At 40.7% G+C, this 24,422-nt stretch carries 27 protein-coding genes; 22 read left to right on the plus strand and 5 right to left on the minus strand.

Annotated elements, in window-relative coordinates; all coding sequences use genetic code 11:
* Position 1 precedes the first annotated feature (1 nt).
* Both ACSR9O_RS06520 and ACSR9O_RS06525 read left to right on the plus strand, forming a co-directional pair.
* Positions 2-769 carry a thiazole synthase gene (locus tag ACSR9O_RS06520; RefSeq protein ID WP_101221893.1) on the plus strand — a complete coding sequence of 256 codons (768 nt, stop codon included), beginning with the start codon at positions 2-4 and terminating at the stop codon, positions 767-769.
* Positions 766-1,785, plus strand: coding sequence for a thiazole biosynthesis adenylyltransferase ThiF (locus ACSR9O_RS06525; protein WP_491724162.1), 1,020 nt, complete (start codon positions 766-768; stop codon positions 1,783-1,785). Before ACSR9O_RS06520 ends, ACSR9O_RS06525 begins: the two co-directional genes overlap by 4 nt.
* A gap of 185 nt (positions 1,786-1,970) precedes the next feature.
* Here the strand turns inward: ACSR9O_RS06525 and ACSR9O_RS06530 are convergent, their stop codons facing one another.
* Positions 1,971-2,114, minus strand: coding sequence for a small acid-soluble spore protein P (locus ACSR9O_RS06530; protein WP_083450736.1), 144 nt, complete (start codon positions 2,112-2,114; stop codon positions 1,971-1,973).
* A gap of 115 nt (positions 2,115-2,229) precedes the next feature.
* On the opposite strand from ACSR9O_RS06530, the gene ACSR9O_RS06535 reads away from it, so the two are divergent.
* Complete coding sequence (locus ACSR9O_RS06535) at positions 2,230-2,493, plus strand: hypothetical protein (RefSeq protein WP_137018480.1); 264 nt, start codon at positions 2,230-2,232, stop codon at positions 2,491-2,493.
* Positions 2,494-2,629: 136 nt separating this feature from the next.
* On the opposite strand, the gene sspO is transcribed toward ACSR9O_RS06535, so the two are convergent.
* Positions 2,630-2,782 carry a small acid-soluble spore protein SspO gene (gene sspO, locus ACSR9O_RS06540; RefSeq protein WP_034312428.1) on the minus strand — a complete coding sequence of 51 codons (153 nt, stop codon included), beginning with the start codon at positions 2,780-2,782 and terminating at the stop codon, positions 2,630-2,632.
* A gap of 385 nt (positions 2,783-3,167) precedes the next feature.
* Here sspO and acnA point away from each other — a divergent pair, with 385 nt between their 5' ends.
* The 7 genes from acnA to ACSR9O_RS06575 all read left to right on the plus strand — a co-directional run bounded on the left by acnA (position 3,168) and on the right by ACSR9O_RS06575 (position 9,068).
* Positions 3,168-5,879 carry an aconitate hydratase AcnA gene (gene acnA / locus ACSR9O_RS06545; protein WP_101221896.1) on the plus strand — a complete coding sequence of 904 codons (2,712 nt, stop codon included), beginning with the start codon at positions 3,168-3,170 and terminating at the stop codon, positions 5,877-5,879.
* Between the two features lie 206 nt (positions 5,880-6,085).
* The gene (locus tag ACSR9O_RS06550; protein ID WP_230176397.1) at positions 6,086-6,619 is read left to right on the plus strand and encodes a TlpA disulfide reductase family protein; all 534 of its coding nucleotides are present in this window, start codon (positions 6,086-6,088) and stop codon (positions 6,617-6,619) included.
* Positions 6,620-7,436: 817 nt separating this feature from the next.
* On the plus strand, positions 7,437-7,565 hold the full coding sequence (locus ACSR9O_RS06555; protein ID WP_072272906.1) for an FbpB family small basic protein: 129 nt from the start codon (positions 7,437-7,439) through the stop codon (positions 7,563-7,565).
* Positions 7,566-7,707: 142 nt separating this feature from the next.
* Positions 7,708-7,851 carry an acid-soluble spore protein N gene (locus ACSR9O_RS06560; RefSeq protein WP_057275900.1) on the plus strand — a complete coding sequence of 48 codons (144 nt, stop codon included), beginning with the start codon at positions 7,708-7,710 and terminating at the stop codon, positions 7,849-7,851.
* Positions 7,852-7,913: 62 nt separating this feature from the next.
* Entirely contained in the window at positions 7,914-8,159 is a 246-nt protein-coding gene (gene tlp / locus ACSR9O_RS06565) for a small acid-soluble spore protein Tlp (RefSeq protein ID WP_230176396.1), read from the plus strand.
* 158 nt (positions 8,160-8,317) lie between these two features.
* A complete protein-coding gene (locus tag ACSR9O_RS06570) occupies positions 8,318-8,749 on the plus strand; it encodes an acyl-CoA thioesterase (RefSeq protein ID WP_230176395.1) in 432 nt (143 codons plus the stop codon).
* A 25-nt stretch (positions 8,750-8,774) separates the two neighbouring features.
* Positions 8,775-9,068, plus strand: a complete 294-nt coding sequence (locus ACSR9O_RS06575; RefSeq protein WP_101221898.1) for a hypothetical protein — start codon at positions 8,775-8,777, stop codon at positions 9,066-9,068.
* Between the two features lie 36 nt (positions 9,069-9,104).
* On the opposite strand, the gene ACSR9O_RS06580 is transcribed toward ACSR9O_RS06575, so the two are convergent.
* Positions 9,105-9,401, minus strand: a complete 297-nt coding sequence (locus ACSR9O_RS06580) for a HesB/YadR/YfhF family protein (RefSeq protein WP_101221899.1) — start codon at positions 9,399-9,401, stop codon at positions 9,105-9,107.
* Positions 9,402-9,492: 91 nt separating this feature from the next.
* Between ACSR9O_RS06580 and ACSR9O_RS06585 the strand changes: the two genes are divergently transcribed.
* Positions 9,493-9,978: an NUDIX hydrolase gene (locus ACSR9O_RS06585; RefSeq protein ID WP_230176394.1), complete on the plus strand. Its 486-nt coding sequence runs from the start codon at positions 9,493-9,495 to the stop codon at positions 9,976-9,978.
* Positions 9,979-10,135: 157 nt separating this feature from the next.
* Complete coding sequence (locus ACSR9O_RS06590; protein WP_260357511.1) at positions 10,136-10,252, plus strand: PadR family transcriptional regulator; 117 nt, start codon at positions 10,136-10,138, stop codon at positions 10,250-10,252.
* Between the two features lie 82 nt (positions 10,253-10,334).
* Here the strand turns inward: ACSR9O_RS06590 and ACSR9O_RS06595 are convergent, their stop codons facing one another.
* Complete coding sequence (locus tag ACSR9O_RS06595) at positions 10,335-10,484, minus strand: YycC family protein (protein ID WP_065310839.1); 150 nt, start codon at positions 10,482-10,484, stop codon at positions 10,335-10,337.
* Between the two features lie 326 nt (positions 10,485-10,810).
* On the opposite strand from ACSR9O_RS06595, the gene ACSR9O_RS06600 reads away from it, so the two are divergent.
* Positions 10,811-12,109 carry a protoglobin domain-containing protein gene (locus ACSR9O_RS06600; RefSeq protein WP_491724163.1) on the plus strand — a complete coding sequence of 433 codons (1,299 nt, stop codon included), beginning with the start codon at positions 10,811-10,813 and terminating at the stop codon, positions 12,107-12,109.
* 44 nt (positions 12,110-12,153) lie between these two features.
* On the opposite strand, the gene plsY is transcribed toward ACSR9O_RS06600, so the two are convergent.
* Positions 12,154-12,741 carry a glycerol-3-phosphate 1-O-acyltransferase PlsY gene (plsY, locus tag ACSR9O_RS06605; protein ID WP_101222241.1) on the minus strand — a complete coding sequence of 196 codons (588 nt, stop codon included), beginning with the start codon at positions 12,739-12,741 and terminating at the stop codon, positions 12,154-12,156.
* A gap of 493 nt (positions 12,742-13,234) precedes the next feature.
* On the opposite strand from plsY, the gene ACSR9O_RS06610 reads away from it, so the two are divergent.
* The 9 genes from ACSR9O_RS06610 (at position 13,235) to ACSR9O_RS06650 (ending at position 24,392) form a co-directional block, all read left to right on the plus strand.
* Entirely contained in the window at positions 13,235-13,645 is a 411-nt protein-coding gene (locus tag ACSR9O_RS06610) for a CoA-binding protein (RefSeq protein WP_491724164.1), read from the plus strand.
* 364 nt (positions 13,646-14,009) lie between these two features.
* Positions 14,010-15,995 carry a DNA topoisomerase IV subunit B gene (gene parE, locus ACSR9O_RS06615; protein ID WP_101221904.1) on the plus strand — a complete coding sequence of 662 codons (1,986 nt, stop codon included), beginning with the start codon at positions 14,010-14,012 and terminating at the stop codon, positions 15,993-15,995.
* Entirely contained in the window at positions 15,985-18,429 is a 2,445-nt protein-coding gene (gene parC / locus ACSR9O_RS06620) for a DNA topoisomerase IV subunit A (protein ID WP_491724165.1), read from the plus strand. Before parE ends, parC begins: the two co-directional genes overlap by 11 nt.
* A gap of 314 nt (positions 18,430-18,743) precedes the next feature.
* Entirely contained in the window at positions 18,744-20,345 is a 1,602-nt protein-coding gene (locus tag ACSR9O_RS06625; protein WP_491724166.1) for a long-chain-fatty-acid--CoA ligase, read from the plus strand.
* 39 nt (positions 20,346-20,384) lie between these two features.
* Positions 20,385-21,536, plus strand: coding sequence for an acyl-CoA dehydrogenase family protein (locus ACSR9O_RS06630; RefSeq protein ID WP_063233560.1), 1,152 nt, complete (start codon positions 20,385-20,387; stop codon positions 21,534-21,536).
* 26 nt (positions 21,537-21,562) lie between these two features.
* On the plus strand, positions 21,563-22,738 hold the full coding sequence (locus ACSR9O_RS06635) for an acyl-CoA dehydrogenase family protein (RefSeq protein WP_057277806.1): 1,176 nt from the start codon (positions 21,563-21,565) through the stop codon (positions 22,736-22,738).
* A 20-nt stretch (positions 22,739-22,758) separates the two neighbouring features.
* A complete protein-coding gene (locus ACSR9O_RS06640) occupies positions 22,759-23,523 on the plus strand; it encodes an SDR family oxidoreductase (protein ID WP_137018492.1) in 765 nt (254 codons plus the stop codon).
* 18 nt (positions 23,524-23,541) lie between these two features.
* Complete coding sequence (locus ACSR9O_RS06645; RefSeq protein ID WP_101221909.1) at positions 23,542-23,994, plus strand: MaoC family dehydratase N-terminal domain-containing protein; 453 nt, start codon at positions 23,542-23,544, stop codon at positions 23,992-23,994.
* Entirely contained in the window at positions 23,991-24,392 is a 402-nt protein-coding gene (locus tag ACSR9O_RS06650) for a MaoC/PaaZ C-terminal domain-containing protein (protein ID WP_057914834.1), read from the plus strand. The genes ACSR9O_RS06645 and ACSR9O_RS06650 overlap by 4 nt, the downstream gene beginning before the upstream one ends.
* Positions 24,393-24,422: the final 30 nt, after the last annotated feature.

A 24,422-nucleotide genomic window follows, 5' to 3' on the forward strand; every position in this document is an offset into this window, starting at 1 on the left:
TATGTTAAAGATTGGTTCGTATGAATTTTCTTCAAGATTACTATTAGGTACTGGAAAATATCCAAATTTCGATGTTCAAAAGCAATCAGTGGAGGTTTCGGGGACGGAAATATTAACATTTGCGGTCCGGAGAATGAACATTTTTGAAGCCAGCCAGCCCAATTTTTTAGAAAAGCTTGATTTGAAAAAGTACACACTCCTTCCCAATACAGCAGGAGCTAAAACAGCCAAGGAAGCAGTGCGCATAGCCCATCTAGCAAAGGCATCTGGCTTATGTGACATGATTAAGGTAGAAGTCATTGGCTGTCAAAAAACTTTGCTGCCTGATCCGATTGAAACATTGAAAGCTGCTGAAGAATTAGTGAAACTCGGATTCACCGTATTACCTTATACTTCGGATGATGTGTTGCTCGCTAAACGCCTGGAAGAAGTGGGGTGCCATGCAATCATGCCTGGAGCTTCACCAATTGGCTCTGGTCAGGGCATTATAAACCCACTGAACTTACGCTTCATCATGGAACAATCTGAGGTTCCGGTAATTGTTGATGCAGGGATTGGAACTCCCTCCGATGCGGTTATCGCCATGGAATTAGGAGCGGATGGCGTATTGCTTAACACTGCTGTTTCGGGAGCAAAAGACCCCGTCAAAATGGCGAAAGCAATGAAACTTGCCATTGAGGCAGGTCGATTGGGGTATGAAGCAGGAAGAATCGAAAAAAATGATTACGCGATAGCAAGCAGCCCAGTTGAAGGATTGAGCATTGGATGAATGAGCGTTATTCACGTCAAGAACTTTTTGGTCCAATTGGAGCAGAAGGGCAAATGAAAATTCGCAAAAAGCACGTTTTGGTGATTGGAGCGGGTGCTCTCGGTACGGGAACTGCGGAAGGTCTTGTACGAGCCGGAATTGGGAAACTCACCATTGTGGACAGGGATTATGTAGAGTGGAGCAACCTTCAAAGACAACAGCTTTATTGTGAAGAAGATGCACAAAAAAGAATACCGAAAGCAGTGGCAGCAAAGAATCGTTTGCAAGCGCTAAATTCGGACGTTATCGTAAATTCATTTGTGGCGGATGTATCGGTTGATGAATTGGCGAAGCTTATTGAAGGCGTGGATTTGATATTGGATGCCACTGATAATTTCGACACGAGGATGCTTATTAACGATACTGCACAAAAATATAAAATCACCTGGATTTATGGTGCCTGTGTAGGGAGTTATGGGATAAGTTACACGGTGATTCCGGAGACGACCCCATGTTTGAATTGTTTGCTGGAAACGGTCCCGATGGGAGGACTGACTTGTGATACGGCGGGAATCATCAGCCCTGCCGTTCAAACGGTCGTTGCTCATCAAATGGCGGAAGCTTTAAAAATCCTTGTCGAAGATCATGCATCGCTGAGAAACAAAATCGTTTCATTTGATCTTTGGAAAAATGAACATTCATCCATAAATGTAGCGAAATTAAAAAAGGATACTTGTTTGTCCTGCGGGTCAAATCGAACGTATCCCCACCTCTCTTATTCAAATCGAACAAAGACAGCCGTTTTATGCGGAAGGGATTCTGTCCAGATTCGGCCGGCAATGAAGGTTGAAAGTGACTTGGCGGAACTTGAAAATAATCTTATCGCACAAGGTGGTAAGATCGACAGGAATCCTTATTTACTTTCATTTACCATTGGAACCCATCGGTTAGTCGTTTTTAAAGACGGACGGGCGTTGATTCATGGAACAAAAGATATTGCAGAGGCAAAAACGTTATATCATCGTTATTTTGGCTGAAATGGATTGGCACGGACTTGAAATTCACGTTTAAACCGTGAAAGAGTGCCCAAAAAAGACGCCCTTATAATAGGAAGGTATCGAACATTTTCCATGTGATTTATTTGCTGCACAAATATAAAACGAAAGCGGTGTCTGCCTTTTGGGGCGGCACCGCTTCGTTATGGAACGATTATTTAAGCAGCTTACATATCATGACTGCTATTATGCTTCTGACGGGAATGCTGTCTGTTTTTCACCTTATGAGAACCGCTTAACGGTGCAGGTTGACCTGGATTATTTCCTTTAGGAGCATTTTTTCGAATATCTTTACCATCGTTTTTGTTCATGTTCGATCCCTCCTATCTCTTAAGATAATCAGTCCGTGAAATTTTATTCACATACATATATTTGCAAACCTCGTACATGCTATTGATGGACACTATATTTAAGGAGCTGAACCAAATGCAGGATAAACAAGATAAGCGAAGGGCTTTCCAGGAAGCCCAGCAAAGTTATCAGCAAGTATTTGATGTATACTCATCCATTGAGAAGAACGCACCGAATTACGGAACGGAATTGAAACATGTGAAGCAGGAAGTGAACGAGGCCTATCAGCAAATACAATCAGCTTTAGTCACCGCTTCCGAACATCAGAAAGAACAATTGAGGAAATTCGAACAGGATATTCAGTCGATCGTCAATGAGGTGAATTCTGAGGACTATTGAGTGACAGGTTCTATCGTCTTTTGTGCGTTTTACTTTTGCGTTTCCTGATTTTAGAATGGAATAGGCTTTTTGAAAAATGCAGTACAACTGCCATTTCAAAAAGCCTATCCTGTTTAAAGCCTAGAAATGAGGGAAATCATTGGTTTTTCTTTCTTTTTTTATTGTTTTGCCTTTGCATTTCCGATAATGGTGGTTCATTTCCCAATTCATCATTGTATCCAGCCCCATTACCTTGCGCTTTTGCAGCATTCATACCCGGTATAACATGATTTGCCTTTTGTTTTGTCATTTCGACACCTCCACCCATAGAATGCGATAATGTCGAATGATTATGTATGAAGTACTAATATGTTTTGTTGGAATAATTTATCAGCCCATAAATAAGGGTATTTTCAATAAAACTCATATCAGCATCGCTTCCTAAATGCACTTTAATATGTGGGGGATTTTTTTCTATAAGAGAAACTTATCAAAAACAATAACTTTCTTGTTATTTACTTATACTCATTTCTATATTAGTATTAAGTTGAAGGAAGAGTTAGGGTGGGAGAAGAGAGAGAAAATTCGACAAACTAACTTTTTTACTTATATTTATAGTAAACATGGTTTCAGTGAACCAGGTTTTACTTTTATGTGCAGAATACGTTCTGACAGTTTAATAGGGGGTAATATTCATGACGAAAAATGACGTATACCAAGCGCGTAAGTCCTTTGAAATTGAAGGGAAACGCTACAACTACTACAGCCTAGACGCTATTGAAAAAGCAGGGGACGGCCAAGTATCTCGCCTTCCATATTCCATTAAAGTGTTACTTGAAGCGGTACTTCGCCAAGTAGACGGAAGAGTAATCACAAAAGAACATGTTGCGAACCTTGCTAAATGGGGAACAAGCGAGCAACAAGATATAGATGTTCCTTTCAAACCATCTCGTGTTATCCTACAAGATTTCACTGGTGTTCCAGTTGTTGTTGATTTAGCTTCTCTACGTAATGCATTCGCTGCACTTGGTGGAGATCCTGACAAAATCAACCCGGAAATTCCAGTTGACCTTGTAATTGACCACTCTGTACAAGTTGATAAAGCAGGTACAATCGATTCCCTTGATGCCAATATGGATCTTGAATTCGAACGTAATGCAGAGCGTTACCAGTTCCTAAGCTGGGCTCAAAAATCATTCAATAACTACCGTGCGGTTCCACCAGCAACTGGTATCGTTCACCAAGTTAACCTTGAGTACCTTGCGAACGTAGTGCATGCAGTTGAAACTCCAAACGGCGATTTTGAAGTATTCCCTGACTCTGTATTCGGTACAGATTCTCATACTACAATGATCAACGGTATTGGTGTTCTTGGTTGGGGCGTCGGCGGTATCGAAGCAGAAGCAGGCATGCTTGGACAGCCTTCATACTTCCCGGTACCTAAAGTAGTCGGTGTAAAACTGACTGGTCAACTTCCTAAAGGAACAACAGCTACTGACCTTGCATTGAAAGTGACTCAAGTTCTTCGTGCACACGGCGTAGTTGGTAAGTTTGTTGAGTTCTACGGTCCTGGAGTAGGATACCTTCCACTTGCTGACCGTGCAACAATCGCTAACATGGCTCCTGAATATGGTGCTACAGTTGGTTTCTTCCCTGTCGATGCAGAAGCGATCGATTACATGCGTTTAACAGGCCGTGATGAAAAACAAATTAAAGTGGTTGAATCTTACTGCAAAGAAAATGGATTGTTCTACTCTCCTGAAAACGAAGATCCAGCATACAATGATGTTGTGGAAATCGACCTTTCAGCAATTGAACCAAACCTTTCAGGCCCTAAACGCCCGCAAGATTTGATTCCACTTTCTCAAATGAAACAATCTTTCCATGATGCTATCAATGCACCTATGGGTAACCAAGGTTTCGGCATGGACAATTCTGAATTGGATAAAGAAGTAACTGTTAAATTTGCCGATGGTAAAGAAACGGTAATGAAAACAGGTGCGATCGCAATTGCTGCAATCACAAGCTGTACAAATACTTCTAACCCATACGTAATGCTTGGGGCAGGTCTTATTGCTAAAAAAGCAGTTGAAAAAGGCTTGACTGTTCCGGATTATGTAAAAACATCATTGGCACCAGGTTCTAAAGTTGTTACTGGTTACCTTCGTGATGCAGGTCTTCAACCATACCTTGATCAATTAGGATTCAACGTAGTTGGTTACGGCTGTACAACATGTATCGGTAACTCAGGTCCATTGGCTGATGAAATCGAAGCAGCTGTTGCTGAAGCAGATCTATTAGTAACTTCAGTACTTTCTGGTAACCGTAACTTTGAAGGTCGTATTCACCCACTTGTAAAAGCAAACTATCTTGCTTCACCTACTTTGGTTGTAGCTTATGCTCTTGCTGGAACTGTGGACTTCGATCTTAACAATGATTCTCTTGGTAAAGACAAAGATGGTAACGATGTATATCTTGCTGATATCTGGCCATCACAAGAAGAAGTTAACGCTGCTGTTAAAGCAACAGTTACACCGGAATTATTCCGTAAAGAATACGAAACAGTATTCAACGATAACAAACGTTGGAATGAAATCCAAACAAGCAACGAAGCGATTTATGCTTTCGATTCTAAATCAACATACATTCAAAATCCTCCATTCTTTGAAGGATTATCACCAGAACCAGGTTCCGTTAACCCGCTTTCCGGCTTGCGCGTAGTAGGTAAATTCGGTGACTCAGTAACAACTGACCACATTTCACCTGCAGGTGCAATCGGTAAAGATACACCAGCTGGTATTTACCTTCGTGAAAACGGAGTGAAACCACGTGACTTTAACTCTTACGGTTCTCGTCGTGGTAATCATGAAGCAATGATGCGCGGAACATTCGCTAACATTCGTATCCGTAACCAAGTTGCTCCAGGTACAGAAGGTGGTTTCACTACTTACTGGCCAACTGGCGACGTAATGGCTATCTATGATGCTTGTATGAAATACAAAGCTGATGGAACAGGTCTTGCTGTAATTGCTGGTAAAGACTATGGTATGGGAAGCTCTCGTGACTGGGCTGCAAAAGGTACTAACCTTCTTGGCATCAAAACAGTTATCGCTGAAAGCTTCGAACGTATTCACCGTTCTAACCTTGCGTTAATGGGTGTTCTTCCTCTTCAATTCAAAGAAGGCGAAAACGCTGAAACACTAGGATTGACTGGTAAAGAAGCGATTGCAGTTAAAATCGACGAAACAGTTAAACCACGTGATATCGTAACAGTTACAGCTACTGATGAAGCTGGAAACGTAAAAGAATTTGATGTACTTGTTCGTTTCGATTCCGAAATCGAAATCGACTACTACCGTCACGGTGGTATCCTTCAAATGGTATTACGTAATAAATTAAAAGGCTAATTTCAGCTTTTAGGAAGCGGTAAACCTACTTATCAGGTTTACCGCTTTTTTTGTGTCAAGTTTATGAAACAATGTGATATCATGTTATGATTTAAAGGAATTGCACTTTTCCGGAGGTCCTTTTATTGTTAAGATGGAATAGGGAAGTTGTTCTATTTCTGGAAATGGACTAATATTTTTATTGTAATGGGACTAGGGGGACGAGTATGTTTAAAAAAATTATTGCTTCGGTGGCCTTACTATCACTTATTACTGTAGCGATTGTGCAGGCGATGGATAATGACTCAAAGGAAAATAACGAAAAAGATGCTTTGGGCGGATTGAAAATTGGAGCTAAAGCACCGAATTTCTCCCTGAAAACTTTGGATGGGAAACAAGTTGAATTATCGGATTATAAGGGCAAAAAGGTAATGCTGAATTTTTGGGCAACCTGGTGTCCGCCTTGCAAGAAGGAAATGCCGGATATGGAGAAATATACACAGCAAGCGGGTGATGATGTCGTCGTACTTGCCGTCAATATTGACCCTGAAAATGATGTACAAGCATTTGTAGAGGATAATGGAATTACTTTTACCATACCGCTGGACAGTCAAAGTGCCAAAAATCCAGTGAATGAGCGCTACAAGATTCTTAGCATACCGACAACGTACTTCATCGACAAACAAGGCATCATCAGGAATAAGGTAATTTCAGCCATGCAATTAAAAGATATGGAACGAAATATAAATAGTATGCAGTAGGGGAACTTTATGAAGTTCCAATAGTATTGAAGGAATTAGCGAAACTCGGTGACCAAACCCGGCTAGATGCATGGGGCTAGGAGACTTGGCGGCAGTCGGACGGAAAATTACAAACTGAAACGGAACCTATAAAGGTTCCGTTTCAGTTTGTAGACAAGAGGGGGGCGGAATTAAAAAATTCCGAACCCTTTTGTCAATGGCAGCCTCCATTTTACGTGGCACCAGTATAAAGTAATCATTTCCAGTTCGATCTCGCTGAATAGAATCATGTTTAGAAAGTATCCTCATCACCTCAAGTTTTATTAATTCTATTTTAAGGCAGTGAAGACTTTAGGCAAAAGGGTTCTATCTAAAAGTTAAAACAAAGTTGATTGGAACGGAAGGTACGAGACTCCTGCGGGAAAAGCGAGTCCAGGGGAGACCCGCAGGCGCAAAGGCGCCGAGGAGGCTCCAGGACCGCCCGCGGAAAGCGAGTGCCTGGAGAGGAAATCAACGTACATTGTACAAACCAAAAAAACTGTAGACAACCTCGATTTTCATCGAGGTTAGTCTACATTCTGACTGAACCCTTATGAAGTTCCGTTTTATTATTTGTTAACAAAGTTGTCAAACTTTAATGAAAAAATCAAAAAATTTAAAAAATTATGGTTAATGTTCATGAAAAAAGGGTTAAAGTATAGAGAGCGGATAAATGGAATTTTAATCTGTTTAAAAATCTGATAATTATGACAATTAAAGGGATGTAAACCATATAGTCATAATTTTACGTTAATTTGGCAATACTGAAAATTATATTAAAAATAAGTAGGTGAAAAGTATGAAAAAAAGAAAAAGGACATTTGAAGAATTAATTAAAGAAAATAAAAGGGAATTATTGATGGACGTTAAGCAAATGGAAAGACTTGAGGAACGTCTTGAAAAAAAACATATGCAAAAGGCTGAATAGGTTTATGCTTAAAAAGAGCCAGTGCCATGAAGGTCCCTTCTAGGTGCTGGCTCTTTTTTCATGGCTTTTTCAAAAACTGGCATTCATGAATTTCCTCTTTTTTATCCATGATAAGAGAAGGATAAGAGAAGGAGGCGATAAAATGGGTAATCCAAAAAAAGATTCCAAACACTTTAGACCGAGCCATCTAGGGACACAACCAATAGCAGCAGGTGGGAATAACGGTAAGAAAATGCAGGACAAATCCGGGAAACATCCTCAGGTCATTCAAACTAAAGGCGAGTAATCAAGGCTTAATAAAGTAATCGTAATAATATTATGTAAATAAAAAAACATGAGGTGAAATTAATGGGCACAAATAAGCACAATCCGGATAATCGTTTGGATAATGTTGAAAAAATTCAAGATGCAATAGAAAATACGGAAGAGAACATTATCGCAGCAAATGAAACGTTATCATTCTCTTCAGGGGAGGAAAAACAGGCAATTCAGGCTAAAAATGAACGAAGAAGAAAGAGCATTGATGGAATGAAGGAAGAAATGCAAGATGAGCAGGAAGCACGGGAAAGCGGTTATAGTAACGATAATATGTAAACAACTAGGTAAAGGGGAGAAAGAGGCAAGAAATCTTTCTCCTCTTTTATTTAGGTTCATTGAAGGGAAGCAGTCCAGATTAAGACAGCTTAAATGAAATTTGCACAATTGTTATGGTAAAATGTTTATTGCAATAGAAATGAAAGTGGGGAAACAAAATGTTCATAGCTGAAAACGAAATTGAAGTGCGGTATGCAGAGACAGATCAAATGGGTGTTGTTTACCATGCGAATTATTTAATATGGATGGAACTAGGCAGGACAAAATTGATAAATGATTTAGGGTTTTATTATGCTGATATGGAAGCGGATGGCATCCTCTCACCTGTTATGGATATTCAGGCTTCGTATAAAACCCCTGTTAGATATGGTGATAAGGTAAAAATTAAAACCTGGATTGAAAAATATGACGGCTTGCGGGTCGTTTATGGGTATGAGATCGTTAATGGGAGAAATGAAGTGGCGGCTACAGGTCATTCTTCCCACGTTTGCGTTAAAAAGGAGAGCTTCCGCCCGATATCCATTAAACGCATGTATCCTGAATGGCATGAGGCCTATGAGAAAAATAAAAAGCAGGATGAATTGGTTTAATTATAATTATTGAGGTGATCAAAAGATGGCTTTTGGGATTAAACGGGTAGACGTAGTAGCCTGGAAGCAGAAAATCGATCAAGGCCAAATTGCTTTTTTAACTCATTATTGGCTGGATGACCGATTTCCCGGTTGCAAGACGGTTACAAAAGTGGGATGCAAAGATTTACGGCGTTTATCGGAGTGGGGTAAGCAATACGGGCTTAAAAAAGAGTGGATTCATCACAGGAAGGATGGCTATTCACATTTCGATCTTTTAGGGGAAAAGCAAGCGGAAATTCTTAGAGCGGAAGATATTAAAGAGCGTCTGCTCGATTGAACAAGAAAAAACAGCGGTTACACCGCTGCTTTATTGTCAAGCACTCTTTTCATAGTGAAATTCTGGTTCAGTCAGTTTTTCATTAAAAGTAATAAGTAAATCGTGACCATCAAAGTACCATAAATCCTTTTCTTCTACATAAAAATTAATCTCATTCATAGTTGTTGCGGCTGCTGCAGTTTCAGGTTCTTCCTGCATGATACCTAATGAAAAGCCGCTTTGGACGGTACTATGCCCGCCATATCTTACATAAAAGCGTAAATGAGAGCCTTCTTGAAGCCCCAGCTCATCAATATACCACTTAGCTGCTTGATCGGAAATGGTCAGTTTCATACTCATTCTCCTTCCTAGAGGTTCGTTATTTAAGTATAAAGTAATTATGAAGTAGATGCGAATAATGTGCGTTCAAGAAAGGATTTAACCCATGGATATTATCTATAATATTTGTTTCATAACTCGAAAAAAATTCAACGAAGTCGAAGTGTTGATGTTATTTCGCCAAAAGAATCCCAATAAGCATAAATGGAATGGCATAGGCGGGAAGATAGAACAAGATGAAACCATCGATGAATCGATGGAACGCGAAATTCTTGAAGAAACTGGATTGAAAGTAAGGGGGATGGCCTTTCGAGGAATCGTGACATGGAATCAAACGGGTGGAATGTATGTTTACAGAGCTGAAGATGCAGGGGGCGGGCTATCTGCCTGTGATGAAGGGGAACTTGCCTGGAAGCCATATCAATGGGTTATGGAGGCAATTGATGTTGTGTCCAACATAAAGTATTACCTAAAAGATATATTACAGGATGAACCACCACAAGAATTCGTCTGTACCTATGAAAATGAACAATTAATATCAGTCAAGAAAAAGCCTTTGCCTGATTGGGCAAAAGAATTGACTTTCAATTAAAAACCGCCTATGTGCGGTTTTTTTGCTTATTTGATTCCTAAGCTAAATATCACAAAGTAGCAGAAGAATATTAGTGATTTTGGTATTTTTTAGCAAGGTTCTGAAATTATTTATTGTGAGGATTTACGGAAAACGAGATGTTAAAAGGGAGTACGAGGTGCTATTGTCATTATTGGCTCAAAAGGATATTTATGGGTATGAGATCATCCAGCTCAGTCGGTTAAGTGGGGATTATTTACAATATAAAGAAGGCATGTTATATGCCGATTTATAAGGCAAGAGTATTTAATTAGTTACTGGCAGGATTCCATAGATGACAGAAAAGGAAATGCAAAAATAGCTGCAGATTCCTGCAGCTATTTTGTATTTCCTTTTTCTTTTGCTTCAGCCTCGGCAAGCTTTCTCAGCAAAACGGGTGTAGGCATATGCATGATTTGCTCTAAAGGCAAGTTTAGTGACTTGGATAACTTTAATGCGGTTTCCGGTGATATTTGCAATGGCTTCATGGCACTTTCTCCTATCGTATATAATAGCTAGTTCCAGTGTAGCCTCTGTTCTTCAATTATTCAATCCTTACTTGACCATTTATCCATTAAACGAAAACCATACTATTGATTTGATGGGAAGTTAATGTAAAAGCATATTAGGGCTTTTTACCTTGACAAAAGACTTGAAATGAGGCAAAAATAAAATACATATAGTCTAAATAGATTATTATTTTTATATGAATCTGGTTCACTTTAAATGATATGGATATAAAGACCTGTGTAGTATTGGGTAGAATATTTTGGATCCGCTTTATCGTGAATTACAAAATCAGGGGGAGTGGGATATGGGGATCTTCATAAAAGCGAAGCCGGAAAAAGCAATCTGGTTTCAAAAAGCAAAAGAAACAGAGGGCATATTGGATGTAAGCAGTGAACAGGTGAAAATGCAGGTGACTATCATCGATTTAACGGAATTCGATTTAAAGCTGATACATGCCTTTAGAGAGGCAATCGAGCCCCAGGTAGAGGGAGTTGTTGATGCCTTTTATCAAACGATTCTGCAGGTTCCTGAATTGAAAGGGATAATCACTGAACACAGCACGGTGGGAAAATTGAGGAAAACGTTAATTACCCATATGCTATCTTTATTCAATGGTGTGATTGACGATGATTTTGTTAAATTGCGGACAAAGGTGGCGAAGACTCATTATCGTATTGGCTTACAGCCCCGGTGGTATTCATCCGGTTTTCAAAATGTACAGAATCACTTGCAAAGAATTGTCTTTGAACAAACCAAGAATGAAGATGAGCAGCGGGCATTAATATCAGCGATAGGAAAGATACTAAATCTCGAACAGCAATTAGTCCTTGAGGCATATGAAGTTGAACATTTAAAAGCTAGGGAAAATCAATATAAAGAAATAAAAGAGGAAGTAAAAAGGAAAATCTCGTTAGTTAGTGAAGAAGTCTTGTATTTAAGTGAAGAAACGGATGCTTCCGTTAAGCAATTGATAGAAAACGGGCAATTTGTCAAAATGCAGATCGCAACGCGCGCTGAACAATCACTTCGTTCAAAAACAATGGCTGAAGAGGGGCAGAAGCGCATGCAGATCTTAACGGAAAAGATACAAAACCTTGTTAATTTCATGAAAAATGTTGATGAAAAGATCATTTTATTAAACCAATCTTTCTTAAGCATCACCGAGTTTGTTAAGCTTGTACAGGGAATGGCCGACCAGACAAATTTACTATCATTGAACTCAGCCATCGAGGCAGCACGGGCAGGTGAACATGGTAATGGATTTGCGGTTGTTTCGAATGAGGTCAGGAAACTTGCTGAACAGACGAAGAAGTCGATAGCTGAAATAGATGCAATCGTGCAAACATCAAATGAATATATGAAGGATGTTGTTGATTCTGTCCTAAGGGTCAAGGAAGTAGTTCAAGCAGGCGAGAAAGAATCTGAATTGACAGAAAATTCCTTCAATGAAATAATCGGAGTCATCAACGGGAATATAGCGGATTCTGCAGAAATGGAAATGACAATTAAGGAATTAGTGTCAATCATCCAGGAAATAGGAAACGCTACTGAAAAAGTTTCGAGGCATGCGGATATCCTGAATAACACGGCAAATGAATTGTAGAATGGAAAATAGGCCCATGCATACGGGCCTATTTTTACATGTTCTTACAACCACTTTACCTTCGGTTCAGTTTTATCTATAATCCGCTTGATGTTTGCGCGATGCCGGTAAAAAATGAAGATCGTTATTAAACTGATTACAATAATGAGCGCCGTGTCATCAATATGAAAAACTAAACTGTAGATGAGAGCAAGTAGACAAGCAATCATGGATGAAAGCGAGACATATTTGGATATGTATAAGGATATAAAGAAAATGATGACGGCAAAGACAAAAAACCATGGTTCATAAGCAAGAATGACACCAGCAGAAGTTGCCACCGCTTTTCCGCCCCGAAAGTTTGCAAAAATGGGAAACATATGACCGATGACCGCAATAACTCCGGCTAGCAATAAATGCATGTCCACGCCTAGCATATACGGCAGACAAGTTGCTAGGGTACCCTTAAGTATATCCATGATAGTAACGGTAAGCCCTGCCTTGACACCAAGTGTCCTGAAGGTATTTGTACCGCCCAGATTTTTACTGCCATGCTCCCGGATGTCGATTTTGTAAAATGTTTTACCAATTATTAAACCGGAAGGAATCGAACCGATCAGGTAGGCAGCCAGTATAGTGATAAATGTAAGCATTCTATTACCCTTTCTTTTAAGAAAAATCTTCTTTTTTTTATCACGTTCAGGGGCGATTGTTCCCTTTTTCAAAAATAAACGTGTAGAAATAGCCAAAAACAGCTTTAAAACACCTGTTAAGCTTCTCTTATTGTAACATTTTCGTGACAAAATGGTACGGCTGTCCAAAAAAAAATCCACTAAAAAAATGATTTTCCTTGATGAACTTACATCTTTTGATATACGTTAAGTTCATGACGGGTGAAAGGTTTAGGGTTACTTATTTTCGTAAATATAAAATGAAGGATGCCTCCTTGTATAAATTGTTACAATACGTGGTAGTCTGTATGAACATAAGGTAGTTAATTGAGTCATGCCTTTTCGAAACTTTTTCTTTCTTGTATAATGGTTTTTCTTAATAATGGTAATAAACAGCTTTTGTCTGTAAAATACCTTTGTTAGGAATACTCTTTAGTCAAATTATTACATTTTATTATAAAGGGGATAGAAAAGAATGATAGAAAATCCAAGCAGGGAAGAAATGGGAAAGATGTTGAAAAAATCGAAGCGCATTGCTGTCGTTGGTTTATCTAATAACCCTGAGCGTACTTCTTATATGGTATCGAAGGCCATGCAGGATAGCGGTTATGAAATCATCCCGGTAAACCCTGCTATATCTGAAGTGCTGGGTGTCAAGGCAGTTAAAGCCCTGAAAGATATTGAAGGGCACGTCGATATCGTGAATGTTTTCCGCCGTTCAGAGTTCCTACCGGAGATAGCCAAGGAATTTGCAGAAATCGATGCTGATATCTTTTGGGCCCAGCAGGGTGTGGAAAATGAAGAAGCCTATAATTTCTTGAAAGAAAAAGGATATACTGTCATCATGAATCGATGTATAAAAGTCGAACACGCCCTTACTAAGTAAAATGAAGAGCGGATCTTCCGCTCTTTTTGTTAAGGTGTGGCTGTATTTCGACCGAAAGAAGTCAAAAGGCAGGGCAAATTTAAGCCATGGACGTTTAATTTGATTAAAAATAGTAAAAGTATATTTGCCAAATGAAAATTTACCGCTACAATTAGAAAGGTAGCTATGATACGTTTTGTTCCACATAAATGTGCTAACGCTAATAAAAAGGACAAAAAAATAGAACACTTGTTCTTTGTTCGTAAAAGTATTATACTTTTTATATGATATTAACGTATTAATGGATTTGTTTAGCTAGTGAGTCATTTCATTGCAGTATGATTTGGCCCGGAAATTGTGTTTTAGTAAGGAAAGGGGAATTTCTGTGGCAAAGAAAGTAAAAACAATCGAGTACAATGATGATGCAATTCAGGTACTGGAAGGACTCGAAGCGGTCAGAAAACGTCCCGGTATGTATATCGGCAGTACTGATGCACGCGGACTTCATCATTTAGTGTACGAGATTGTAGATAACTCCGTAGATGAGGCTTTAGCTGGATATGGAGACCAAATTAGTGTGAAAATACATAAAGATAACAGTGTAAGTGTGTCTGATAAAGGGCGCGGAATGCCTATTGGCATGCATAAATTAGGTAAACCGACGCCTGAAGTCATTTTGACGATTCTTCATGCTGGAGGTAAATTTGGACAAGGCGGATATAAAACGAGTGGAGGGCTTCATGGAGTCGGTGCTTCGGTCGTTAACGCGTTGTCTGAATGGCTTGTCGTGACAATCAAAAGGGACGGGTTCATTTACGAACAACGGTTTTTCAATGGCGGAAAGCCAGAAACCACTCTGGAGAAAATCGGTAAAACCAATCAAGCCGGTACCAAGATCCACTTCAAGCCCGATCCAAAAATTTTCTCGGTGACTACTTTTAATTATGAAATCCTATGTGAGCGTCTTCGCGAATCGGCTTTTCTTTTAAAAGGCATGAAGATAGAATTGACGGATGAGCGTAACGACCATAATGAAGTTTTTTACTATGAAAATGGCATTGAAGCGTTTGTCGATTATTTAAATGAAGAAAAAGAGACCCTTCATAGTGTAGTCAGCTTAGAAGGGGAACAAAATGGGATAGAAGTCGAACTAGCCTTTCAATTCAACGATGGCTATTCAGAGAATATTTTAAGCTTTGTAAATAATGTTCGTACAAAAGATGGAGGCACCCATGAGATTGGCGCAAAAACGGCCATGACACGGGCATTTAATGATTATGCCAGAAAGATGGGGCTATTGAAGGAAAAAGATAAAAACCTCGAAGGTACCGATATACGTGAAGGCTTGTCTTCAATCATTTCAGTACGTATCCCTGAAGAACTTCTTCAATTCGAAGGACAAACCAAGAGCAAGCTTGGAACAAGTGAAGCCCGTTCTGCAGTCGATTCCATCGTATCAGAGCACTTAGCCTACTTTTTTGAAGAAGATCCGACCACGAGTACCCTATTGGTAAAAAAAGCGATTAAAGCGTTCCAAGCAAGGGAAGCGGCACGCAAGGCTCGCGAAGACGCAAGAAGCGGGAAGAAAAGGAAAAAATCCGATGCCATCCTTTCTGGGAAATTAACACCAGCTCAATCGAAAAATCCCGAACGGAATGAACTGTATCTTGTAGAAGGGGACTCTGCTGGGGGATCCGCTAAACAAGGACGCGATCGCCGATTCCAAGCAGTGCTGCCATTGCGGGGTAAAGTTATTAATACGGAAAAGGCAAAACTGGCGGATATTTTTAAAAACGAGGAAATAAATACAATCATCCATGCAATCGGCGGAGGTGTCGGTGCGGAATTCAATACGCCTGACACTAACTATGATAAAGTGATCATCATGACTGATGCCGATACCGATGGAGCCCATATCCAAGTGCTGCTGCTGACATTCTTTTATCGCTATATGAAGCCGTTAATAGAGGCTGGAAAGGTTTACATTGCCTTGCCTCCTTTATATAAAGTGAGTAAAGGGACCGGGAAGAAAGAAGTCATTGAATATGCTTGGAGCGACGAGGAACTTCAGGGAGCGATAGACAAGGTGGGGAAAGGCTATATGATTCAGCGCTATAAAGGGCTGGGTGAGATGAATGCCGATCAATTATGGGATACCACCATGAACCCGGAAACAAGGACATTGATACGTGTGAAGATCGATGATGGTGCCCGTGCGGAAAGACGTGTGACAACGTTGATGGGAGATAAGGTTGAACCGCGTCGTAAGTGGATTGAAGCCAATGTCGCTTTTGGTCTCGAAGAGGAATCGAATATTTTAGATAATGAAAATATGTCGATTGAAGAGGAGGTCATTAACGATGGTATTTGAAGAAACGTTTCGAGATTTGCCGCTAGAAGAGGTAATTGGTGACCGCTTCGGGCGTTATAGTAAATATATCATCCAAGATCGGGCACTTCCAGATGCAAGGGACGGTTTAAAACCGGTGCAGCGCAGGATATTGTATGCGATGCATGTTGAAGGAAATACTCAGGAAAAAGGATTCAGGAAATCCGCAAAAACGGTCGGTAATGTAATTGGTAACTATCACCCTCACGGAGATTCATCCGTTTATGAGGCAATGGTTCGGATGAGCCAAGACTGGAAGCTGCGGAAGGTAATGGTCCAAATGCACGGAAACAACGGTAGTATTGATGGCGATCCGCCTGCTGCGATGCGGTATACGGAAGCAAGGCTTTCATCGATTGCCTCCGAGATGCTGCGGGATATTGAAAAAAGGACGGTCGATTTTGTACCGAACTTTGATGATACTTCAGAGGAGCCCATTGTATTGCCAGCAATGTTCCCTAACCTGCTTGTAAATGGCTCTACAGGAATTTCAGCAGGCTATGCCACTGAAATCCCGCCACATCAACTAGGTGAAGTCATTGATGCGGCCATTATGCGAATCGATAAGCCGGAAGCGACGGTCGCTGACTTAATGACGGTCATTAAAGGGCCGGATTTTCCTACTGGCGGTATCATTCAAGGCATTGAAGGCATTCGTAAGGCCTATGAGACAGGTAAAGGGAAAATAATCATTCGCGGGTTGGCGGAAGTGGAAACGATTCGGGGGGGCAAACAGCAAATCGTCATCACTGAAATCCCATATGAAGTCAATAAAGCAAACCTTGTTAAGAAAATGGATGAATTCCGTCTGGACCGGAAAGTGGAAGGTATCGCCGAAGTTAGGGATGAGACCGACCGTACGGGACTGCGGATTGTCATCGAACTGAAAAAAGAAGCAGATGCAAATGGAGTCCTGCATTATTTATACAAAAATTCCGATCTTCAAATTGCATACAATTTCAATATGGTCGCGATTTATAAAAAACGGCCAACATTGATGAGCCTGCCAAAAATGCTAGATGCATATATCGAACACCGTAAAGAGGTAATCGTGAACCGTTCACGTTATGAGTTGCAAAAGGCACATGACCGGGCACATATCGTCGATGGTTTAGTGAAGGCTTTGTCCATATTAGATGAGGTCATCGCTGTCATCCGGGCATCTAAAGACAAACGGAATGCCAAAGATAACCTCATTGCTAATTTCGATTTTACAGAAGCGCAAGCTGAAGCCATTGTCTCCTTGCAGCTATACAGGCTGACAAATACGGATATTACAGCACTTGAAGCAGAGGCGGCGGAATTGAAAAACAAAATTGAGGAATTGACAAAGATTCTTGGCAGTGAAAAAGTTCTTCTTCAAGTAATTAAAAAAGAACTTCGATTCATTAAAAAGGGCTTTGATGACGGACGTCGTTCCAAAATCGAAAAAGAAATTGAAGAAATCAAAATCAATCTTGAAGTATTGATTGCGAGTGAGGAAGTGATGGTGACCGTGACGAAAGAAGGCTATGTAAAACGGACTTCGTTACGATCCTATGCAGCATCAGGCGGTCTTGATTTTGGCATGAAGGATTCCGATCGCCTGCTCCAGAGGCTGGAGATGAATACAACTGATGTCCTGTTGCTGTTCACATCCAAAGGGAACTACCTCTATTGTCCAGTTCATCAGCTTCCTGATATTCGCTGGAAGGAAACCGGTCAGCATATCGCGAACATCATACCAATCGACAGGGAAGAACAAATCATAAAAGCGATTCCAATCAAAGAGTTTGCCGTGCCGGAATTCTTATTGTTCATCACGAAAAATGGTATGGTGAAAAAGACAGAATTAGCTTCCTATAAAGCCCAGCGTCATTCAAAACCGCTGGTTGGTGTCAATTTAAAAGGTGACGATGAACTTGTCGATGTCCATCATACCGATGGACAGGCTGACCTTTTCCTGGTCACCCATAATGGCTATGGTTTATGGTTTGATGAAGAAGAAGTAAGTGTTGTCGGTGTTCGGGCAGCAGGAGTCAAAGGGATTAATTTGAAAGAAGATGATTATGTCATTGGCGGAAAGGTTTTGGCCAAGGATAGTAAAGAATCGATCTTTATCGTTACACAGCGCGGGGCCATAAAGAAAATGAAATTAACCGAGTTTGAAAAAACGAGCCGGGCAAAACGCGGTGTCGTGGTCTTGAGGGAATTGAAATCGAATCCTCATAGGGTCATTGGATTTGATATCATTAACAAAACGGACAGCCTATTCATTCTTTCTGAAAAGGGAACCATTGAAACGATTCATGCCGCTTCATTAAAAAATCATGATCGATATACGAATGGATCATTTGTTTTTGATGAAACGGTCAGTGGAAAAGCGAAAGAATTATGGAAAATATCATTGGAAGATGACTCCGCCATAGAGCAGTGAATCATTTTTTAAAACGGGATGCTGATCTTGATCAGCATCCCGTTTTATTTTCAAATAATATCCTTCTCCACATGCCCCGTACTACAAGTTGATACCTTTTACGAAAGCATCTCTAAATTCAAAAATGACTTATTGAGTCAATTTTAAATCCTAGCATTATGAACCTAATATTATTAAGGGCGCAGCAAATAATTCAATTTTGAATTTTACCATTGAATGAATCAGCGTAACATAACGATTTATTTTTGGCACACTCCTTGCATATTGTTTAGTATGACTTCTTTATTTTTTTGAATGAAGAAAGGGGAGGGCCAATGGATAGACCTTGGAAAAAACATATCCCGCAAGGAAACCCAAGCGAGATTGATATTCCTGACATGTCTTTGACGGAACTATTTTATCAATCAGTCGAACAATATTCGGATAAAACAGCGGTTACGTTCAGAGAGCAGAGGTATACATATTCAGAGTTGGGGACATTAGTGAAAAGATGTGCCCGCTTGCTTGCTGCTGAAGGGATTGGAAAGGGAGATCGAGTGGCTCTTATGCTTCCTAATTGTCCACAATATCCAATTGGTTTTTTTGGAACTCTTTTGAATGGAGCCATTGTTGTCCAAATCAATCCAATGTATAAGGCGAACGAATTAATACATGTCCTGAAAGACTCAGGTGCAAGGCACATCATTGTGCTAGATGATTTAAAACCAATAGTTGAAGCCGTTATAGCTGCAACCGATGTTGAAAAGGTGTTAAGCGTGTCGCTGGAAAAGGGCAAATGTGAAATGACAAAAAAACTGCTAACAGTAACAGAAGCGGATTTCAGTGTGGAGATTGATCCTGCTAGAGATGTCGCCGTCCTCCAATATACAGGAGGAACGACAGGGCGTTCTAAAGGGGCGATGCTAACACATCGTAATATAGTAGCCAATACGCTGCAGAGTGCAGCCACTTCAAGAATCAATACTCAAAAGGGTAAGGAAAGGGTACTTGGCGTTTCCCCATTATTTCATGTTTACGGCATGACTTCAGGGATGAACCTGACATTTTATAATGGCGGGGAATTAATTCTTGTATCCAAGTTTGAGGTGACGGAGATCGTCGATATTATCAATGATCTTAAACCGACTATTTTTCCAGGGGTACCGACGATGTACATTGCTTTATTACAATATTACCAGTCCCATCCATTTGATTTGCATACATTGAAATCTTGCGTTTCGGGTTCGTCACCATTGCCATTGAATGTATTGTCAAGGTTTAACGAACTGAGCGGGACAAAGATTGCAGAAGGCTATGGCCTGTCCGAGGCGTCACCAGTCACGCACCGGAATCCAGTTTGCGGCATGCAAAAACCCGGAAGTATCGGGATTCCGATACAAAATACGGATGCCGCCATAATTGACAGTATTACAGGAGAGCCTGCCCTCTTGGTTGATACACCAGGTGAATTGGTCATAAAGGGTCCACAGGTAATGAAAGGTTATTGGGGCATGCCTGAAGAAACGCGGCAGACGATTCAAAACGGATGGCTGCATACCGGTGATATTGCCAAGATGGATGAAGATGGCTTCTTTTACATTGTGGGACGGAAGAAAGAAATGATCATAGCAGGCGGGTTCAATATATATCCAATAGAAATTGAAGATGTCTTATACAGCCATCCTAAGGTTCTGGAAGCTGCCGTCTTTGGCGTTCCCGATCAATATCGCGGTGAAACGGTACATGCAGCGGTAGTTCTAAAACCAAGTGAAAGAATAACTGAAAACGAATTGAAGTATTATTGCCGAAAGCAGCTCGCTGCCTTTAAAGTCCCAAAAGCAATCACATTTGAAAGTGAACTTCCTAAGACGGCAGTAGGTAAAATCTTAAAACGCAAACTTCAGGAAAAACATATCGCTTATTCGGATAATATATGAAAGCGCTAACAACTAATTCAAAGAGAAAGGGGAATGCAAATGGATTTTCGCTTAGATGAAGACATCCTGTTATTAAAAGAAAATATACGCCAGTTTATCGAAGAGCAAATCGATCCATTTTCCATGCAGATAGAGGATGAAGATCATATCCCGGAATCCATTATAAATTTATCGAAGGAAATCGGGCTATTCGGGCTTAGTATCCCGGAAAGGTATGGCGGGCTCGGAATCGGGATGGTGGGAAAATGCGCTTTATATGAGGAAATCGGCAAAACACATAATGGATATACCACTCTGATTGGGGCCCATACCGGCATAGGGACGGTAGGGATAGTCGAAATGGGCAATGAAATGCAAAAGGAAAAGTATCTACCAGATATGGCAAGCGGTAATAGAATTGGTGCTTTTGCTTTAACTGAGCCTGCAGCGGGGTCACATGCTACGAATCTCAAAATGACTGCAGTCAAAAATGGCGATAAATATATACTTAACGGGACTAAGCATTATATAACGAATGCTGATGTAGCAGATATTTTTACGGTTATGGCCGTAACGGACAAAGATAAAGGGGCAAAAGGAATCACCTCATTCATAGTAGAAAAGGATTTTCCGGGTTTTAGAGTTGGTAGCCTGGAAAGGAAGATGGGTCTTCGAGGCTCACATTCTGCCGAATTGGTTTTTGAAGATTGCGAGGTTCCTGCCGAAAATGTACTGGGGGACGTTGGACAAGGGTATGTAAATGCATTGAAGATCCTTGCAAATGGACGGGCAGGCCTTGCTGCCCGTAATTTAGGGTCCTGTCAGTACTTGCTCGATCTATCTACTAAATATGCCACAGAACGTGAACAATTCAATGTGCCGATCATAGATCATCAAGCTGTATCCCATATGATTGCCGAGATGGCAATGGAAATAGAAGCACTTCGCTCATTCACATACCGGGTTGCATGGATGGTCGATCAGAAAGAAAAAATCATTAAAGAAGCGGCAATGCTAAAGTTGTATGGTTCGGAAGTATATAATCGTGTCGCTGATAAGGCCGTTCAAATTCATGGCGGTATGGGATACATGAAGGATTATCCAGTTGAACGTTTTTATCGGGATGCCCGAATCACTAGAATATATGAAGGCACGTCCGAAATCCAAAAAAATATCATTACCGGACAATTGAAGAGAAAATATCAAAACTAGTCTAATTGGAAAGCGGAGGGGTTAATATGGATTTACGACTATCAGATGAACAAAAAATGGTACAAAAAACAATACGCAAGTTCGTGGAAAATGAATTGATACCCTTGGAAAATGAAGTGCTTCGCAATGAAATGGCAGGGAAGCCTAGTTTACCAGAGGGAACATTGAAAGATTTACAGGAAAAAGCAAAAAAAGCTGGGTTTTGGGGCATCAATACCCCAGAGGAATATGGCGGGGCAGACTTAGGGCAGCTTATGATGGCAATTGTCTTGATGGAAGTATCAAAAACGTTTGTACCATTCAGCTTTGGAGGTTCGGCTGATAACATACTTTATTATGCAAATGAAGAACAGAAACAGAAATATCTGATCCCTACTATTAATGGTGAGAAAAAGTCCTGTTTTGCCATGACGGAGCCGGGGGCTGGGTCTGATACGCGAAATATTAAAATGACGGCAGTAAAAGAAGGGAATGAATGGGTGCTTAACGGAGAAAAAACATTCATCACTGGAGGAAATGATGCCGATTTCGTCATGGTCATTGCTGTAACTGACAAAGAACGTCATCAAGCAACCGGGACGGAAGGGGTAACCTGTTTCATTGTAGACCGTGATATGGGCTGGAGATCAGAATATATCAATACGATGGGAGAATGGGGACCGGCAGGTTTAGTTTTTGATAATGTCAGGGTACCCGAAGAAAACATCTTAGGGGAAGTGCATGGCGGTTATAAACTAGGCTTGGAATGGATTGGGTTTGCAAGATGGATCGTGGGCGCACGTGCTGTTGGTTCGGCAGAAAGATTGCTGCAAATGGCTATAGAATACGCTAAAGAACGAGTAACTTTCGGTAAACCGATCGCGGAGCGCCAGGCCATTCAATGGCAGATAGCTGATTCGGCCGTAGAAATTGAAGCTGCAAGATGGCTTGTATTGAATGCGGCTTTTACACTTGATAATGGAGAAGACAATCGCCATTTAGCTTCAATGGCTAAACTCTATGGAGCCAATATGGGGAATCGGGTCGTTGATCGTGTATTGCAGATTCACGGTGGCATGGGCTATACGAAGGAGCTTCCCATCGAACGTTGGTACCGCGAAGCCAGGCTTTGGAGGATTTATGATGGTACGGATGAAATACAGCGTATGATCATTTCCCGAAATTTGATTAAGGGACATGTTAAAGTAGGGCAATTTTTATAATAGATTAGGAGGAAACGATTATGACAGGGAGATTTTCAGGGAAAACGGCATTAGTTACAGGTGGAAGCAGGGGGATTGGCCGGGCGATCGTCGAACTATTTGCCAGTGAAGGCGCAAACGTAGCGATTATCGATATCAACGAAGAGGTTTTGACATCAACGGGAAATGAATTAAGGGATAAGGGTTATACCATTTTTACAAAAGTTGCCAATGTGGTCAATCCCGAAGAAGTGGAAGCATCCATAACAGAAATAGCCGACACATTCGGATCGCTTGATATTCTCGTGAATAATGCTGGGGTCATCCGGGATAATCTACTTTTCAAAATGACCGATTCAGATTGGCAGACGGTAATGGATGTGCATTTAAAAGGTACTTTCAATGCAGTACGTGCTGCCCAGAAGCATATGGTTGCAAATAAATACGGAAGAATCATCAATATATCATCCACCTCGGCCCTCGGGAACCGCGGACAGGCTAATTATTCAGCTGCTAAAGCCGGACTTCAGGGGTTAACAAAAACACTGGCAATCGAACTGGGCAAATACGGGATAACGGCTAATTCGGTAGCACCAGGTTTTATCGAAACCGAAATGACGAAAGAAACAGCTAGGCGGGTGGGAGTGAGTTTTGAGCAATTCATCCAGGACAGGGCAAACAGTATTCCTGTTGCCAGAAGCGGTTTGCCAAGTGATATCGCTCATGCTGTTGCATTCTTTGCCGATGAAGCATCCTCATTCATTAGCGGGCAGGTTTTATATGTTGCGGGCGGTCCAAAAAATTAAGGGAAAAGGCGGGATGTTATGTTCAACGAAAGTATTGGAAAACGATCCAACCCCGTTAAAAATATAGTTGAACGGGGAGCCGTTAAAAAATTCGCATTATCGATTGGTGATCCCCACCCAATTTTCATAGATGAAGAAATAGGCAGGCAATCAAGGTACGGAACGAATATCGCTCCACCAACTTTCCCAAGGGTCTTTGATTTTGGGACGATTGAAAGCTTAAATCTACCGAATAAAGGGTTGATTCACGGTGAGCAGATATATCGCTATAACAGGCCGCTGAAGGTAGGGGAAGAAATCACCTGTTATACGGAAGTGAAAGACTATTATGAGAAAAAAGGAAAACAAGGGGAAATGGGATTTCTAGCCTTTAAAAATTATGGGACTGATGCAAATGGGGAAATCGTCTTCACTGCTGAACAGCTTGTCATTATAAATGAAACGATCAGAAGGATGGTGATGAGTAAGTGACGACATTAACCGAACTGCATATTGGTGACTCGTTACATTCCATCGAGCTTGCGCCTGTAACGCGACTGGACCTCATTAAATATGCCGGCGCATCAGGTGATTTCAATCCCATTCATACGATTGATGAGGAAGCAAAAAATGCTGGTCTTCCCGGTATCATCGCGCATGGAATGTGGACGATGGGAAACCTCGCTAAGCTTTTCAGTAATCTATATGAAATTGGTTTTATCGAAGAATACAAGATTCGTTTCAAAGGTATGGTTTTCTTGAATGATGTCATAACTCTTCAAGCGGATCTAAAAGAAAAAAATGGGGATAGATATTTTTTCAACGTTGCGGCCACTAACCAGTCAGGTAAGGAAGCAATCAGTGGAGAGGTTATTTTTAAGACTTACTGAGGGAAAGTAGTGATGAAAATTATTTCATCA

The organism is Peribacillus sp. B65, from assembly GCF_058513295.1.